15 protein-coding genes are annotated in these 17128 nt (G+C 42.8%); 6 read left to right on the top strand and 9 right to left on the bottom strand.

Annotated features, from left to right (window positions below):
- The first annotated feature begins 45 nt into the window (after positions 1 to 45).
- A complete protein-coding gene (locus JWQ34_RS13010; RefSeq protein WP_299357727.1) occupies positions 46 to 1344 on the top strand; it encodes a patatin-like phospholipase family protein in 1299 nt (432 codons plus the stop codon).
- On the opposite strand, the gene JWQ34_RS13005 is transcribed toward JWQ34_RS13010, so the two are convergent.
- From JWQ34_RS13005 to JWQ34_RS12990, 4 genes are read right to left on the bottom strand one after another with little or no spacing between them, the layout of a single operon-like run.
- A complete protein-coding gene (locus tag JWQ34_RS13005) occupies positions 1337 to 4465 on the bottom strand; it encodes an AAA family ATPase (protein WP_299357726.1) in 3129 nt (1042 codons plus the stop codon). The genes JWQ34_RS13010 and JWQ34_RS13005 overlap by 8 nt on opposite strands.
- Entirely contained in the window at positions 4455 to 5015 is a 561-nt protein-coding gene (locus JWQ34_RS13000) for an ABC-three component system middle component 1 (protein ID WP_299357725.1), read from the bottom strand. The genes JWQ34_RS13005 and JWQ34_RS13000 overlap by 11 nt, the downstream gene beginning before the upstream one ends.
- Complete coding sequence (locus JWQ34_RS12995; protein WP_299357724.1) at positions 4993 to 6321, bottom strand: ABC-three component system protein; 1329 nt, start codon at positions 6319 to 6321, stop codon at positions 4993 to 4995. Before JWQ34_RS12995 ends, JWQ34_RS13000 begins: the two co-directional genes overlap by 23 nt.
- Positions 6314 to 7384, bottom strand: coding sequence for a hypothetical protein (locus JWQ34_RS12990; protein ID WP_299357723.1), 1071 nt, complete (start codon positions 7382 to 7384; stop codon positions 6314 to 6316). The genes JWQ34_RS12995 and JWQ34_RS12990 overlap by 8 nt, the downstream gene beginning before the upstream one ends.
- 186 nt (positions 7385 to 7570) lie before the next feature.
- Here JWQ34_RS12990 and JWQ34_RS12985 point away from each other — a divergent pair, with 186 nt between their 5' ends.
- The gene (locus JWQ34_RS12985; protein WP_299357722.1) at positions 7571 to 9112 is read left to right on the top strand and encodes an IS630 family transposase; all 1542 of its coding nucleotides are present in this window, start codon (positions 7571 to 7573) and stop codon (positions 9110 to 9112) included.
- 72 nt (positions 9113 to 9184) lie between these two features.
- Here the strand turns inward: JWQ34_RS12985 and JWQ34_RS12980 are convergent, their stop codons facing one another.
- The 4 genes from JWQ34_RS12980 to JWQ34_RS12965 are packed head-to-tail and all read right to left on the bottom strand — an operon-like array spanning position 9185 to position 13201.
- On the bottom strand, positions 9185 to 10027 hold the full coding sequence (locus JWQ34_RS12980) for an SEC-C domain-containing protein (RefSeq protein ID WP_299357721.1): 843 nt from the start codon (positions 10025 to 10027) through the stop codon (positions 9185 to 9187).
- Complete coding sequence (locus JWQ34_RS12975) at positions 10014 to 10655, bottom strand: hypothetical protein (protein WP_299357720.1); 642 nt, start codon at positions 10653 to 10655, stop codon at positions 10014 to 10016. The genes JWQ34_RS12980 and JWQ34_RS12975 overlap by 14 nt, the downstream gene beginning before the upstream one ends.
- A gap of 25 nt (positions 10656 to 10680) precedes the next feature.
- Positions 10681 to 12081: a hypothetical protein gene (locus JWQ34_RS12970; protein WP_299357719.1), complete on the bottom strand. Its 1401-nt coding sequence runs from the start codon at positions 12079 to 12081 to the stop codon at positions 10681 to 10683.
- Between the two features lie 22 nt (positions 12082 to 12103).
- A complete protein-coding gene (locus JWQ34_RS12965; protein WP_299357718.1) occupies positions 12104 to 13201 on the bottom strand; it encodes an HNH endonuclease domain-containing protein in 1098 nt (365 codons plus the stop codon).
- A gap of 30 nt (positions 13202 to 13231) precedes the next feature.
- On the opposite strand from JWQ34_RS12965, the gene JWQ34_RS12960 reads away from it, so the two are divergent.
- Complete coding sequence (locus tag JWQ34_RS12960) at positions 13232 to 14227, top strand: hypothetical protein (RefSeq protein WP_299357717.1); 996 nt, start codon at positions 13232 to 13234, stop codon at positions 14225 to 14227.
- On the opposite strand, the gene JWQ34_RS12955 is transcribed toward JWQ34_RS12960, so the two are convergent.
- Positions 14228 to 14506, bottom strand: coding sequence for a hypothetical protein (locus JWQ34_RS12955; RefSeq protein WP_367278618.1), 279 nt, complete (start codon positions 14504 to 14506; stop codon positions 14228 to 14230).
- 87 nt (positions 14507 to 14593) lie between these two features.
- Between JWQ34_RS12955 and JWQ34_RS12950 the strand changes: the two genes are divergently transcribed.
- From JWQ34_RS12950 to JWQ34_RS12940, 3 genes are all read left to right on the top strand, one after another.
- Positions 14594 to 15091, top strand: a complete 498-nt coding sequence (locus JWQ34_RS12950; RefSeq protein ID WP_299357716.1) for a DinB family protein — start codon at positions 14594 to 14596, stop codon at positions 15089 to 15091.
- Positions 15092 to 15101: 10 nt separating this feature from the next.
- Positions 15102 to 16130, top strand: a complete 1029-nt coding sequence (locus JWQ34_RS12945) for a bacteriophage abortive infection AbiH family protein (RefSeq protein WP_299357715.1) — start codon at positions 15102 to 15104, stop codon at positions 16128 to 16130.
- Positions 16131 to 16677: 547 nt separating this feature from the next.
- Positions 16678 to 17058 carry a single-stranded DNA-binding protein gene (locus JWQ34_RS12940; RefSeq protein ID WP_299357714.1) on the top strand — a complete coding sequence of 127 codons (381 nt, stop codon included), beginning with the start codon at positions 16678 to 16680 and terminating at the stop codon, positions 17056 to 17058.
- The last annotated feature ends 70 nt before the right edge of the window (positions 17059 to 17128 follow it).

The raw sequence follows: 17128 nt of genomic DNA, 5'->3' as shown, positions 1-17128 counted from the left end.
TAATTTAAAGTCGATAACACAAACAAAACTTAAACGCACTTAATCATGCAAGATGAAATGAAAATCGGATTAGCACTATCCGGCGGAGGCTACCGGGCCGCAGGCTTTCACATCGGTACGCTTAAAAAGTTAAATGAACTTGGAGTTTTAAAGAAGGTTGATGTCCTGTCGACTATTTCAGGTGGCTCTATTACGGGTGCCGCTTATTGCCTGCACCAAGGCGACTTCAAATCTTTTGAAGCTAAAATGACAGGGGCTATTACTACCAAAAGCGTTATCGGCTACGTGTTGCGATCATGGTTTTTTCTTCGTGCGGCGATACCCTTGGGTTTATTGTTGCTGCTAGCTGTTATCTTGCCTTTCACAAGTTTTGCTTCCTATTCGATTTTACCGCTGGTGTTATTTATTTTCCTTGTCATTCGTTACCAATTCAAGCTATTGCCATTAAGCCGTATCATTGAGAAGGCTTATGATGAGTTTTTTTATAAGGGAGCGACGCTCAGCGCGCTTTGCGAGCAGCCTGAGCTAGCAATCGGCTCAACGAACTTACAGACTCAGCGGCATTTTACTTTTTCCAAACGCAAAATGGAAGATTCAACTTATGCTTACTACCAACCCCCGGTATTATTTAACGGTGCGGATTTTCCGGTAGCCCGCGCGGTGATCGCTTCCTCTTGTGTGCCTTTCGCCTTTACCCCAATATCTATTGATGAATGCTACTTTAGGGACGTGACACAAGCAAAAAGTATTGACCCGAAACTAGTGGATGGTGGTGTTTATGATAATCAGGGAGTGCATAAAATCACCCAAAACAACAGTTCGTATGCTTGTCACATCGTAATCGTGAGCGACGCTGGCAATAAGCTGCCATTCGAAAAACTCTACAATAACACACTAACGTTGTTGCTACGTACCGTGGATACTTTCATGGCACGTATTAAAAACTTTCAAATGATGCAAAATATCTATCAGAAGCCCAATCAGCGGGAGATTGCCTATCAATCACTTGGCTGGGACCTGGAGAATTGCCTCCCTGGATTTTACAATGATCTTGTAGCTGGGAATATTTCTGCGGCGGTATTGACCGGGCATCAGTTTCCTCAACCCTGGATTCAGGCTCCGAAGGATTTCAAACCCGAAATCCTTCAACACATGGAAGAAAGGTGTCAAGTTAAAAGTATAATGGCCAAGGCTTTACCGCTGGAACGACTTCAAAAGATTCGCAACATAGGTACTAATCTTACCCGAATTAAACCCGGGCTTGTTAACGATATGATTATTCACGCGGAGAACCTTACCGAATTACAAGTAAGATTATACTGTCCAAGCTTGTCGATCAATTAGGTTGAGTTTTAACTTTACCAAATGTTTCTAATTCTATAAATTTAGATTTAAACAAGCCGGCGGGGATTTTCTTTTGCAATAAGTTATAGAAGTTTTCATCGTGAGTTGATATAATGATTTGTTTCTCGTAGTTAACCACCAAACTGCGGATCAGGTCGATGGTCGAAAGAATATTGATACTGTCCATTGACTGGATCGGATCATCTATAAATATACAATCCACCGGTACTTTATTATCATCTTGAACATTAAGTGCTTTAGCTAGGAAAATGCTCAGGCTTAAGATGTTAAGTTGTGCTGTGCTGAAATAAAGGTTGGGAATCAATAGCTCATCTTTACCTTCCGTACATACGCAGACATTCAACTTGGGTTTATCTTCTTTAAAATCGCACATAAACTTAATCTTTTTATAATCTGGGTGGGGGTCGATTTTAGCATAAAGTTCATTGATCAAGTCTTCATAAAAGAACGCTTTAATTTCATTGTGCAAATGTTCGCCGACTTTTTTACGCTCTTTCTCCAGTTCTTTTTTCAGCGTATTTTCCATAAAGGAAATGCGAATCTTTAACTCATCAAAAGATACTTTAGCTTTTTCAAAACGGAGGTAAGGCAGTATGTTTTCGAGCTGTTGTTGGATCAAGGTAATTTCATTAGTAAGCCGGTCATCCTCTACAAGTGATAGCTGTACTTTAAGTATCGCTGCTTCAATGGCCGCTTTTGTAATCTGATCGATGCCACAATCATTTTTAGCATAAAATTCAAAAGTATTGATTTGTTGCTCTAAGGTTTTTTGTTGGGCCGTCAGTAGTTTAAGATTGGCATTAACCTGATCTTTCTGATGAGAGTCAAGCGCCAAGCTTAAAGCTTTTTGTTGTATTTCTAGCTCACTGGCTTCCGATTTAAGGCTGTCAACTATTAATTTAATCTTTAGTAGTTCCTGATCCAATAATTCTTTAGTAGGTGTTACTCCGGGATAGTTTTTTTCAAAGTATTGCAAAACTACTCGGTAGGTCTCATTTAAAGTTAATGTTTTTAATTGCGCAGAAAGGCTTTCAAGTGTCGCGTTGATCGTTTCAATTTCCAACAAGTGACCGCGTATTGTCGTTTGCAATGATTCAATTTGACCTTTCAAGGCTGCCAGGTTCGTATTGGTTTCGCTGAGTCTTTTATTTAACAACGTGCGATAATCATCGAACGTCAAATTCCCCAACAAGCTGGTGAACTCTAAACGGGTCTTGTTGAGTTCTTCGATGGCATCATCGGCAACTTTTTGGGCCTGAGCCGCTTCAAGTTGTTGAGGGCGTAGTTCGCCGAGCTGTTTTTCAGCTTCTTTACGTTCATTGCCCAGCATATTGACCAGGTCAACTTTGTTTTTCTTTGCAGCGGTTTCATTAACGGCTGTGGCCTGTTCCAGCAAAGTTTTTTGGGCCAATAAACCTTGCAGTGCATCAGACAACAAGTTATTTCCGGCAATGCGCTGTGCAAGTAATTGGTATTCCTCGTGATCATGGCTGCATAGCGGACAAATAGATAATTGATCTTTATCTACGATTTCGGCTCCTAAAGTCACAAATCGCTGGATCTCCTGATTGAACGTTTCGCGTTCTGTGATTAACCTATTTAATGCGGCGACCTCTTTTTGCAATCGATCGTGTTCGTTTTTGCCCTCGTTCAAAGCCAATAAAACTTGCTGATAGCGTTTGTAGGCTTCATGTTCGCCGGATGGGAATTTGTCCTGGTTAATATCTTTAATTGTTGCTGCCAGGCGTTCTACCGTATTTTGCCGCGCTGTTATTCCTGCCGAAATCGATTTGATTTTTTCCAACTGGTCAGCCGATTGCCGGCTCAGCTTAAGATATTCAGCTTCATAAGTGACTTGTCCGGCTTGTTTTTCTGATGTTGTTCTCAGTTGCTGATCAATGTCAGTCAAAGATCTTTGCAAAGATTTTTGTTGTAGTTCTAATTCCTTCAGCTGAGATTGCGCTGCTTGTAGTGCCTGTTGTTTGGCCCGAAGTTCTTCTTGTTTGATTTTAGTTTGATCACCGTTAGTAATCCGGTCTTGTGCTAACTGAAGGTAAATAGGAAATTTTCCAATGATCTCCGCAATGCCTTGCTGTTTCGTGGCTTGGCTGATTTGCTCACGGAGATTGCTTCTAAGTTTATTGTCTGAAGCAGCCTGACTTTGAAAATCCTTTAACAAATTTTCAATCTGTTTGATTTGCTGCTGTAAAGTCGTGAGTTCCTTTTTTGCTTTTTCGTAACGCTCTATACCCAGAAGCTGCTCGTCACCATTTAACAACCTTGTATATTTAGCTAAAAAACTATTGTTGACGATTACGCGGTTGCGCAACCCTTGTAATAACTCGGTAAGCTGGTTTTTAAAATTTACAAAATCCGTTTCGGTAAATTCGGTTTCGATAATTTTTAGGGCAGGATAGACAGTCTGCAAAGCAGTGATTCTGCCGTTTAGGTTTTTAAGGATATTTTGGTCACCACTAAAGTCCAGTTCCTTTTGTACACCTTTAAGCCTTTCTTTTAAATCTTCAATTTGCTTATCGGTGGCCATTAACAGTTCGACTAATTTTTTACGATAGGCGTCAAGTTGACCGTTGCCAAAATACTCGATAAATGTCTCGTAACGTGCGGCTGCATCATCCTCTTTTAAAAAGGCATCAATCCACTCCTGAGAAAGAATAACTTTTTGAAAATAGCGATTGATGGTGTCTGTGTCCTTGAATTTGTAATCTACGCTTCCGGCACGTGGTAAAACTATGTCCCGTTTGAGTGGCTTTGCTGAATTAGTAGTGAATAATTGAACATATCCGGGAGTTTCATCTTTCGCAAAACGGTTACGCAAAATATATTGCTTGGCCTTGCCGTTGATATTCCTCTCCGATTTGGCATGTTCAATGTTGAACTTATGCTTCTTAAGTAAGCGATGGATGTTTTTCGTGACGCCCCATTCAACAGCATCGTAAAATGAGGTCTTTCCAAAACCGTTAGGCGCATAAATACCAATCAGGTCGGCATTTTGGCTATTGCCTATACTAAAATCAAAAGTTCCATCTCCAACTTCGTTGTAAGCTCTGAAAGCCTGTATCTCTACCTTCTTAAATTTCATTCTTCAAACGATTTTCAATTTTGGTCAATAATTCAGCAACATCAATGCTGCTTTTACCTTTGGTTTTCCCGGTCGCAGCCAATACGGCATCGATTTCAGTTCCAATAATGCTGTGTTTCGTAAATGGTATTGGAGCAGGTTGCTGCGCGCTGATATCGAGATTGGTATTGGTGATATGCTGACTGATAATTGCAGCCATGCCCGCTGCGTCCAACACGCCAGGATAGTTATCGATTACTATTTTGCGGCTGGAAACCGGATCATTTTCAATCCGGTACTTTAAACCTTTTTCCGCTGCTGATTCCAAAATGTAAAAGAGATATAAATTCCAGCGCTCAAATTCGGTGTTCAGTTTGGTCTGGTAATATATAGCCACCGCATTGGAGATATCATTCCATATTTCGGTTAGACGATCCTGTGTCGGAGATTTGATAAAAACAACGCTGATCTGCCCGCAATAAGTCACTTCGCTTATTTGTACTTTGATATCAGGAAACATTTCCCGCAGGTACCCCAGCACCTCTTCTTTAAGCTGTGAATAATTGCTCATACTCCGTTTTTAATTTTTGTAAATATTCCGCATCGGTCGTCAAAGCGGCCCACTCTGCATGTTTCGCGATAATAGACTGGCCTTTAAAATAATCGATATGCACGAATTTAAAATGGTCAAAAGGAAAACTCATGCCTTCATTGATTAGTATTTTATTTCGGTCTCTTGATGCCCTTGCTTGCGCGATCATCGGAATTTTTTGTTCATCAATGATATACTCATTATTCGCAGGCGGTTTACTCATGCCAATCACTACGACTCCCTTGTCATTCAACCCTTTATAATCTGAGTATACCATGTTGGTCAATTCTGAACTCCAGTCTTTTAAAGAACCGGAAAATAAGAGCCTCACTGAATTAAACACTTCTTCCAAATTGGACATGGCTATCGGTGTAGTTCTCAGGATATTCATTATAGTCATAAATTCCAGCCAGGTACACCATATCTCTTTAGATAACAGTACTTCCTCCGGCTGTTTGTCTAACAACAGGCGCTGATTGAAGAAGTTCTTAATGGCGACAGGAGTGCATTCATCACTGGTGATCTGGCTTGCTTTGTGCAATAAATAGTTTTTAACGCCTAAGACGTTTTGCGTGGAAAATCCGGCATCTAATTCGAAAACATCATTTGTCAGGAAAGAAAAGCAACGCATAAACGATGGCTCGATAATAGCCAACTCGTTTGCATTAACCTTAACAATTTCATCAAAAGCCGTCATTGGATAAAAAACAATGCGTCCCAATTGTTCGCCAACTGCTTCCACCATTCTTACTTCTATGCCTGTCAGTAATATTTTCCCGTCTCGTTCTGCTAATATTGGCCCGCCAGAATGCCCGTCTACCTCTGATTTGTCAGGATTACCTGGTATTTGCGCTTCCCGTGAGCCATCGTTAACGCCATAAATGGTTAAATCGGAATCACATCGGAACCAATTTGACGGGGTGTTTGCATTAGCCTTTCTCCGTGTATCAGGATAGCCAGCAAGGTGATAGCGTTGCAGGTCGAACTGATCAATTCTATAAATGTTTTCCAAGCCAGGGAGCCGGTCGACCTTAATGATAGCTATATCATACTGCGGATGAGGAAAATAATTTTCGCCCGCCACCAATGGATTAAAAGGTATATCCAATGCATTCCAAACGTTGTTTTCCGCCTGAAAACGCTGTAATAAATTTAAAGTTTCTCCGGCATTGGTAATATTATGCTTAGCCGTCAGAATGTAGCTGTAAGCATCTGTCGCCGGTTGGATCAAACAGCCGCTGCCTTGGTTGACAATCACGGTATAAGGGCGAAATTGATCAGTCATTTGTTATTGGTATATCGTTAACGCCTTCGGCAGAAAAATCAGGAAAATCCTGATAATCCTGTTCTGAAAATATATAGTCGATCAATTCTGGATAATTGAACCGGATAGTAGATTTAGGATTATGTGCGATGATCCGGGCGATCAGCGACTTGTCGGGGTGCCCATGCTGTAATCCGTCCGTACTCAAAATATAATGATCAGAAGCTATAAATTTCAACAGGCCGGGGCAGGTATTCGCAGCGCTGCCGTGGTGAGAAATCTTGACAAATTCAACAGACAATGGATTGCTTTCGCTGTAATTGAGTTTTTTGATTTGTTCGCAAATAACACCGGGATGACTATCGCCTAAGAATAAATATTTCCTTGTCTTGTAGCTTAAAATGAATGCGATAGAACTCCCATTAGCGCAACGGTTGTCCGAAACGAAGCGATCCGTCTCCAGTAATTCTTTGAGTGTTTTTGTATAGTCGCCACGTCGCCCGGAGGTATCGTAATCAGGCGCTTCTTTTTTCCATAATACTAATAGATCACTGAGTTTTTGTCGGTCAGGCGAAAGAAACTCGAAATGCAGCGGTCCAAAATTAAGTTCCTTACCGGCATGAATAATTTCCGTTAGCAACAAACCATTATTGGTAATATAAGATTCGAAAGTAATTCCCTGTTTGACACTCGTCTCAAAGTTTTCATCTAAAGCCAAAGCTATTTCCAGTTCTGGATTTTCGGGCTTATTAAGATGCGCAGCAATCAACTTTCCTGAATTAAACCAAACTTGCCCGATCAGCTTGTAAGCTTCCGGATCGGTTTTGATCCATTTCAACAAGCCATCTATATGGTCGTCGTCAATATGGGTTACAATAAGCAAGTCAATGATTTCTTCTTTCCGCTTAATTTCTGTGACCAGGGCAAAAAAATCGCCATAAACCGCTTTGCCTTTTGGACCTTTCTTGCTAAAGGCTGGCGAAGGGCCACTATCAATCACCACATTTTTTGACGCACCCGTTTCGTCCTTGTAGTTGATATGGATAGCATCGCCATTAAAAGCTTGTAAAATGTTGATTTTCATGCTTGCATTCATCGTGATTTATTCCCAAAAAGTAAGCGGATTCAAAGCTTTAGGTTTGGTTGCTTAACAAGTACTTTTTAGGGGCAGGTTAAGCAAATATAAAGTTTAATGCGAAAAAAATTAGTTTTTTATATCATCAAATGCGAGAACCTTCTATCGTGCCAGCTGTTCTCCTAAAAAAACATCATGCAACGTCATCAAATTTCTCAAGTCAAAATGAATGCGATGCGCAAACTGTTCATTGAGGGGCATTTGAATACTTACCAGGTGGCCAAGGATTTAAAGATATCAACCGTCACCTCCTGGCGTTATAAGCAGGAATTCGAACGGATCAAAACTGCTTACCCTGAACGTTTGGAAGACATGGATTTCTATATGCCTGAGCCGGTCAAACCGCACCAGCCTACACATTTGTATGTGGAACTGATGAAGGTGCTGCCCGATATGATAAAGGCAGAAAACCCAGGAACAAAAGCGAAACCGGTGTGGGTGAAGTATCATGCGCTTTACCCGAAGGGATATAGTTATTTTCCATTTAAAGATTTTTATTACGGGTGGCTTGCCGAGCATCCGGGTTGGGAACCGCCAAAGTTGATCGCACATATTCCGGAAGCCGATCTGAAGGTGCTGGCTAAATGGCGGCACGGAAATGATCACCGGCGCTGGCAGATCGCTGCGACCTTGCGCGCCGCACTGGAGGGTTGCAATAAAACCCGCATTATGGAAAAAGCTGACTGCGAGCGCAAGTCGGTTAATGATTGGCTTCATATTTACCTCACCAAAGGTTTAGCTGGATTTGAATTGGCACCCCGTAAAATGAACAAGGGTGTAGTCAAGCGAATCACAGATCGCAAGAAGAATTTGGTTAAATTAATACATGAAACTCCGAAATTATATGGCGTCAATCGCACGAGTTGGACGATCCTGGCCTTGACCGAAATTTATAACCGTATTTATCCTGGCCAAGTTTCTTATATGCAGATCTCACATTCCTTAAAAGCCCTTGGCTACAGCTACAAAAAGTCACGGGATATGCTGACCAGCCAGGACCCGAAATTCCGCGAGAAGATCAACCTGATCCAGTACATACTGCAACAATTAAAACCTAACGAAAAATTCTTCTCTGTTGACGAATACGGTCCGGTCGGTATTCGCATCAAGGGTGGACGTACGCTCAAACATAACGCGGCCTCACCAGATATTGTGCCGGAAAAGCAAAAATGCAAAGGCTTTATCATCTGTACCGCCGCGCTTGAACTATCGACCAACCAGGTCACTCATTTTTATTCCCAAAAGAAAAATACGTTTGAAATGATTAAGTTAATTGATCTACTCATTACGCAGTATGGCGATCAAGAAAGACTCTATTTATGCTGGGACGCTGTCAGCTGGCATAATTCCAAAATACTCAAAACCTATATCGAAGATCATAACAACACTCGGAAGCCTGAAATTAAATTAGCCCCATTGCCATCTTGCACCCAGTTCCTTAACGTAATCGAGTCGGTTTTCTGCGGCTTGGCCAAAGCCGTTATCCATAACAGTGATTATGATAGCACAGATGAATGCAAAGCGGCCGTTGATCTACATTTTTCCACCCGCAACCAACATTTCAAAATCAACCCTAAGCGTGCCGGCCGTAAAATATGGGGTAAAGAACTCGTCAAAGCTCACTTCAGCGAAACCCATCACACACGTAACCGCAACGCTATGCGCGGTGCCAAATAACTAGTAAGTCTACGGTAAAAGCGGTATTTATTAGCAATAACCCATCTACCGGCTAATATGCTTGAACTCTTATCATTTCTTACGCTTTGATTTTTTTTGATATCGCTTTAGCTGTTTATCCCCGAGTAATATTTCATAATGAAAATAATTGATACCGGATTCCATTAGGCAACACTCTTTATATGACTTTCCCTCACCACAGGGACACAGTTGATCGGCTTTTAAATTTGGATAATGACTGTGCGGTATTTGCCGTTGTTCAATCCTTAACCCCCAATGTTCGTATGGATTCTTAATAACTGACAATAAAAGCACCAGCGTTGCATATTGCTCATCTCTGGCTTTTGGGTCATCGCTTTCATTGAATAATACAGAATATTTGTTTCCGGGGGTTTCAACCAAAACGGTGCCGATAAAGTCCATTTTTGTTATCTCCCGGGTGCACATTTCGCCGCCGTAAATCTCTCCGATCCGGTGACCGCAGGGTTTACGAATAGATACTTGCTGCTTACAAATTCCACAAGATTCTTGTAGGGTCAGCATTTCTGTGCTGATAAACAAACGATAAGGAAATAAAGCTTGCAGCAACGTAACTGTTCTCGATATCCATTTAATCTTAAACGCATTTGATGATAGGTCAAAATGTCGTTTCAAAAAAATAATTTCTATATCGATACGTTCTAATAAGAACCACGCATCCTGATATTTTTTACTTCGTAGTAAACGAAAAACTTCTAAAAAATCACGATGAGTTTTAATGATCTGCACAGCGATCCATAATTGCTTAGCTAGTGCCTCATCATTATTTTCAACCGCTTGAGCCTTCAGTAATAAGGCTTCAGCTTCTAAAAATGGTAGATCGACAGAAATACTCCCAAGCTGTTGAAGTTTTTTATTAAAATCACTTATTGTCATTAGGTTTGATCCAGTCTTGTTGAATGACATCTGTAACCTTTTTAACTTCACTTGCAGGACCTTTATAATCATATTTGATAGACCGGCCATTTGTATCTACTACGGTTACTGTAAAACTAACTTTCGCAGGTTCCAGGAATCGGTGTGGTGCTCTAGAAGTCTTTTTTATTGGCTTTTGTTGCGGGATGACAGTTGGGGGTACTAATTGATTGTTCGTGGTGTTGATAATTGTAATGTTGGGCTTTGGGCTTTCCGCGAGTTTGTTTTTTATATACTCTGAAAAAACATTTACAAATACAGGAATTGCTACTAATGTAATCACGATTTTTCCAAATCTCTTATAATCGCTGTTTAACACAAGCGTAGGGGAATTTTCGTCACCAATCGCAATATCAACTTTATAATCTGCTGGTAAATGTTCCTTAAAATATGCTAATAATTCTTCAGTCAGTGGCGGGAAATTAGGACTGGTGTTTGCGCCATAACCCAATGCCGGGACAAAAAGGATATCGGCATTTTTGACCTGATCTTTGAATTCACTAGGTACAAAACTTTGTTCTGACCAAAAATCAAAGTTTTCGGTAGACTCTACAATTTCAAAAATATCTTCTTCTCCTTGATGTGACATATGTTTATGGAAAGCACAAATATCGCTATTCTTTTTTTGGGATAAACACAACCGTCATCGAATTAAGTACATTATTGGGTTCTGGGTATCCATAAACGATAAGGCGGTCTTTATCAAAGAACATATGGGATATACCTTGAAAGCAATTGATATCTACCGGGTGTTTAGCATTTGGGTTATGATACATTACCAGGCCGTCACCCCAGGCTTCTTCATAATCATCCTGATCGATATATTTGGAAACGTGGTGCGGCGTAATGGAATTCGGATCATGATTAAAAACGTCCATTACTCTTAACATTCTGACATCCGGTGAGCCCAGCCCGGCCAGTTGACCCATACGGTTGAATGTGGTCAGGGTACCGTTATTGGAAAATAATACAGCGCTGATGTTTTCAGCGTCTGGAAGGCAGAAGAAACCGGCTTCAATTTTTTTGCCCTTCCATTCATGCCAATCGATTTTCACAAACTCCTGACTGATTCCGTTTTTAGTGTCTACGACGCCTAAGTTAATGGTACCGTCCTCGTTGGTTTTATACGTTGGTCTAATACCGTATAAATAATAGATCAATGCACTTCTTGACCAGGTCATCGAGCCCAAGTGCTCCATCGTTGATGGTTGGTGAAAATCGTGAACGGCAATAATTAATGGCTTGTCTTTTACGTGTTCTTTTTCCCAATATTTTTTTCGGAGTTTACCAATCAGGGAACTGCCATATTTGATCGGCATATAATCCAAACTCAAAAGAAATGCTTCTTTTAAGTTGGTGGGGTTCCCGACATCCAAAAGCTCGCTTTTATTGACAGTGACGGCCTCAATAGCAAATTCTTGCCCCCAATATGAAACCAGAAAATCCGGTGCTTTATGATCGTTATTCAGATCAAAACCAGCAGATTGAAAATAAATATACAAGTATAGTTCCCAAAGCCTGCCATCAAAGCCGGTGGTCTGAAAGTCTTTTAGGTAATTGCCATCAACATCCACAAAACTGTAAATGATCTCGTTGATCAAATTTTTGGCGCCCTCATGTCCCGGCGTATCCAGGATTTTATAATAGGGGTGAAGTTTCTCCTCGGGAACTTGAGGTACTAAAAATTCATGCGGCAGGTTTTTTTCATCGCCTTGCTCGTAGATCGTCTGGCCATCATTTTCGTATCTTTCAAAGGCTACAACCATAGCAAGCTCAGCTTCATCTTTGCTTTCATAGATGTCGCCAAAATCCCAGGCTCGAAAAATCTTTCTTTTATCCCTGGCGAGAATCATATAATTAAACTCGCCGTCGGTGTCTTCCACGATAGTGCCTAATAATTTCGTATTGTATGCTTCATACCAAGCAATTTCATTGAAGGAGACTAACAAGTAGGGGATCCGCACATAACAATAGGCGTTAAATCGACGTAATGAAATCGGCTTTATCTTAGACATTTTTTATCTAAAGTTAGCATTTTCACCCATTCCAACCCTCAAAGCCACGCGAGTTGATCAGGTAGTCACAACTCTGTTTAAGCTGCGTAATGGCTAGTTCGTGCCAGTCACTTTGAGTCTGATAACCTAGCAAGGCGACCTGTATTTCTTTTTGAAAGCGTTGTTTTTTGTGTTGGAATATCAGCTCCCAATAATGGGTAATTAATTCGCGACGGTTGTCGATGAGGGTGGGGCTGGGGATTTTGTCGCGTTTTTGGTTGTTGAGGTCTGGACGGGCGGGGAGGAGGTTCCAGAGATCGTTGTTTTTCCAGATGGTAAAGGGGATGATGTGGTCGATGTCGTAGCGTGTGAGCGTGTCGCCGCTCCAGACGCAGCGGACTTTACCGTCGGTTTGGAGTATGCTTTTGTACAGGGCTTTGGATTCGGCGATGTCACGGGCGGTGATCGGGCTTTTTAAGACTTCGTTGAGGACCTGCGTAACGGAAAGTGTCTGGCGGGAAGCCTGTACGGAGAATTCGGCCCATTTGAACAGGATAGCGTCCTGCCCAGTGATAAAGCTGCCCAATACCTGGAAGGCTTCGTAATAGTCGAGCGGGATAGAAAAGGTCCCGAAATTGCGAATAAGGTATTCGGCATCTAGTATAGTTGTTCTTTTGCTTGGGCCACGTTCATATTGGTAGATACCGTAATAATTATTGTAGATAGAATTACCGATATATTTCATCGGCATTTGGGTGATCGTTGCCGCTAGTTTCCTGACCAATGCTAAAAACAGCGGTTGTAACTCCGTAGGGATGCCTTTATTCTTCAAGTCATTGTAAAACGCGGAAAAGCCGCCGCGCAATTCATAGAAACTAACCAGCCTTTGCAGTTGGGCAGCAAAGGCCAACTGGGCCTGTCCGTTGATTTGTGGCACGGCCACCAACGGGTAATAATACAACAGCCATTTCTCGATTAGCAACCCTAAAGGAAAATGCGCCCGGTCATTTTTGACAATAATAAAAGGCGAATTATCTTCGATCAGATCGATCGTTCCCCGCAGCAATGCGAACTTATAGGTCGTCGATTTACTGTCCCTCGCCAGGATCTGGTTAATATGTTTAAAAGTTTGCTGATCCATTCTATCCCTTAAACATAGTAAATTAGGGGCATGAATTTTAACCGGGAAGAACTCTATGAACTGATTTGGACAAAGCCTTTAAGCAGTGTGGCTGCAACTTGCGGGGTTTCGATGCCGGTGTTGCGGCAGCTTTGTTTGGATCATGCGATACCTTTGCCTTGGGGTGGCTTTAAACCAGGGAAGGAGCGGACTGAATTGCCGGAGAGCCAGGGTTTCGATTTTCCGGCTGCGTTGGCCGCGGCTGCTAATTCGCTGCATTTTCCGGGCGAAACGACAGCTACCTTTCAGGTTGCGCGTAAGTTGAACGATCCTGATCCCTATATCATAGCTGCGCAAAACACCATCAAGGAGGATTACCAGTTCCATCGGATGCCGCATATGCTCCGCGCGGGTTTTGGTCAGCTCGCTATCCGTTCTTCCAAATCAAACTGGGACCGGGCGTTGCGCATCATGGATACGCTGGTTAAAGCCTGGCAGCACCGAGGCTACCGTATATCTAATCAGGACAAAGAAACGATTGTTCACCTGCGTGAAGTACGAATAAAAGTCAGTCTGCGCGAAACCACAACGGTAACACCACCTAAAGAAAAATACGGCAGTCAAATTCACACCGCGACCGGCCAGCTCGCTTTAAAAATCGACGGCTGGCTCGACCGGGAATGGAAAGACGGTAAAGTACCGCTCGAAACACATATCCAGGAAATCCTTGATCACATGGAAGTCGCCGCCCGCGACCTCGAAAAGGTCTGGGCAAAACGCCAGGCTGAAGAAGAGCAGGAAGCTATTGAAGAACAGGCCGAAGCAACCAGGCTCAAAGAAAACACCGAAGAAGCGGCTGCTTTCGAAGCCCTCCTCCAGGAAGCCCAACGCTGGCATCAATTCACCATCCTCGACCAATATCTTGATGCCCTCCAAAAAAGCATCCCTCGTAGCCCGGCATTCCAGCAATGGCTCAACTGGGCCCGGCATCGCCGTAGACTATTCGACCCCATCGCCAAAGCGCAGCAAGATAACAAACGGGACTAATTACGCTAAAAATTGTTTAACCAAACTTTCCCATTCTACCTCTAGCGACACTTGCGGGCGAACCTTCCCTGCTTTGCTATACCAGTAATCCGCGTTCCACAGATCGCCTTCCTTACGGTGCAGGTAAGCATGCACCCAGGCCGATGCTTTATCACTTAACTGATCCACCTCGGCATGCGCCCGCGCCCAGTCGCCCTGGCCATCATACCATAAGCTTTTTAACTGCACCGGCAGCCCTTCGGGCCGTGCTAATTCCTTAAATTCGTTGAAAGTCATCATTATCCGCTAAAATTAACCCAAGGTCACCGTAATATCAAATAAATCCGTTCCCCTTGCCGTCCCTGTTTTTCTCCCTATCATTACCCCATGAACGAACAAACCACACAGGTCATCCAACAGATCATCACCTTCTGGGAGGCCAATAATAAAAATATCACCACATTTTTCAACAAGCATGCCGACGAGGTTTATGCCAAACAGGTAGCGCCGGGACGCAATAGCGGCATTTACCTCATGGCGCACCTGGTCGCCGTATCTGACGGCCTGTTCCCGATCTTCGGTTTAGGCGAGCGCCTGTACCCCGAGCTCGAAGTATTTGCCGGGGAAAGCGAAACGAATATCACTTACCCCGCCAATCTCACCGAACTCAAAGCCAAATGGGAAGCCCTGAACGCCAAACTCGCCGCTGAGTTCGCCAAACAAACCCCGGAATGGTGGCTGGACCGCCACCTAAACGTATCCGAAGCTGATTTTGCCCTTGAACCGCACCGCAACAAACTCAACGTCTTATTAAGCCGCGCCAGCCACGAAAACTACCACCGCGGCCAACTCGTATTCCTGAACGAACAATCCGCCTCAATTTGATGTCAAAAAAATGGAGGATACGCTCTACATCATCGGCAATGGGTTTGACTTGCATCATGGCATAGCATCAAAATATGCCGATTTTAAGACCTATTTAACCAAGCATGACCGGGACCTGTTATACGCTTTAGAGCAGCTATACGATTGCGATAATATCTGGGGCGACTTTGAACAAAACCTGTTAACTATTTCCAGGGAAACCTTTATCAACTATATCAGTCCGTTTTTTCCGGCGAGTGAAGTAGGCGATGATGATTTTACCTATGCGGAACTATACTTTTCTCAAGACAGCGCGGGTGAATTGGTCGATGAACTCACTGAAAACTTAAAGAAACGTTTTCACCAGTGGATCAGGACATTAACTTTACCCGCGGGCTATGAAAAGCGGCTGTTAAGGCTTGATCCTAACGCATTATACTTATCCTTTAACTATACCGATTTTTTGGACACTACCTACGGCGTCCTTACGCATCAGATCTGTTATTTACATGGCCAAAAGTCGGATAAAACGGGCAGCATCATTTTAGGCCACGGCGAAAGCCCGGAAAATAGCCTAACAAACTGGCTTAAAAACAACGAAAACAAGCCCAGGTTCCAACCCCGCCTAAAAAACAAAAGAAACAAATCCTACAACAATTCAAACCCCACTTATCTCGCCTATTTCCTCGAAGATGAAACCAAAGGTAACTGGCGCTCAGAAGCCAGGTACCACGCGATCAACTTCGCGGCAGAAAGAATAGAAGATTATTATGAACGATCATTCAAGAACTTTGAAAAAGTGCTGGAAACGCATCAACGCTTTATTACCTCGCTCCATCAAATAAAAACCATTGTGGTCATAGGGCATTCTCTATCAAAAGTTGACCTGCCTTATTTTGAGAAGATCTTAACCGTAAACGACGACCCAAACAATCTCCAATGGCAAATCAGTTTCCATTCTGAAGCCAATTCAACCAGAATAAATGAGTTCGCCCGGGAATTAAAAATTGATCCGGGCCATATTAAAAAATTCAAAATAGATGAGCTTTTGCTGGCTTAATTATACGCCATTTCGTATATAATCACCGATTATACGCTGATTAGGGTATATATTGACACAACATTGGGTAACTGACCTCAAATTCTCCTTTAAATACGCGTGTATAGCCGTTTCTAAACGGATAATTTCTGTGCGGTGCCTACGGCCCGGGCTCTCCATTATATCTGCCCTTGGGCAGGATGCCATTCCGATCCCTACCGCCGCCTACAGCATTTTCGCTACGCTGCAAAAGCCCCCGGCGAGCAAACGCAGCCCGCTGCATTTGAGATAAATGACAGGGATTTAAACTACCAGTTCTTCTCAGAAACAAGAGTAAAAAAGGACGCGGAGGTCGTGATTGCAGCCCCGTACGAACGCATAATGTCCTCCGCTGCGCTGCGGCCACCCTCCGGGACTTATAGTTCTCCCGTGCCTTTACAATCACACCTCCCATTGCTTTCTTTTTTACTCTTTTTTCTTTGAAAAAAACTACCCGGGCAGGGTCGCAAAGCAGAGGGGAACAGAAAGAAATAACGAACAAAATTTATTCATTAAAAAACAAAACGTTATGGAAATCACGGGAAGATTGGTAGCAGACGCTACCGTAAGAGCGGTAAACGCAGACAAAAATGTAACAGGTTTTAGGGTGGCTATTAACCGCCGTTACAAATCACAGGGCGAACAAAAAGAGGAAACCGCTTTTGTGGAATGTACCTACTGGCGGGGTGATGGCATCGCACCTTATTTAACAAAAGGGATGTTGGTACAGCTTTCAGGTTTTATGACCGCTGAACCGTGGGTAAACAGGGATGGTGAACCAATGGCAAGCCTGAAATTCCGCACCGATGAAATTAATATGCTGACTTCATCGGGTAAAAAAGACGATGGCAAACCCACACAGGCGGGAAACAAAAACAAAGTAATCCAACCAAGCAAACAATTTAATTAAACGGATAGCGCCGTTTGTACACGGGTATTTGACGGCTTCAAGGGAGTAAGGGAAATAGTTTTGAAACGAA

This window comes from Mucilaginibacter sp. (assembly GCF_028288185.1).
In the GTDB taxonomy this organism is placed as follows: domain Bacteria; phylum Bacteroidota; class Bacteroidia; order Sphingobacteriales; family Sphingobacteriaceae; genus Mucilaginibacter.
Note: the sequence above shows the minus strand (reverse complement) of the source record. Positions and strands in the feature narration are given on the sequence as shown.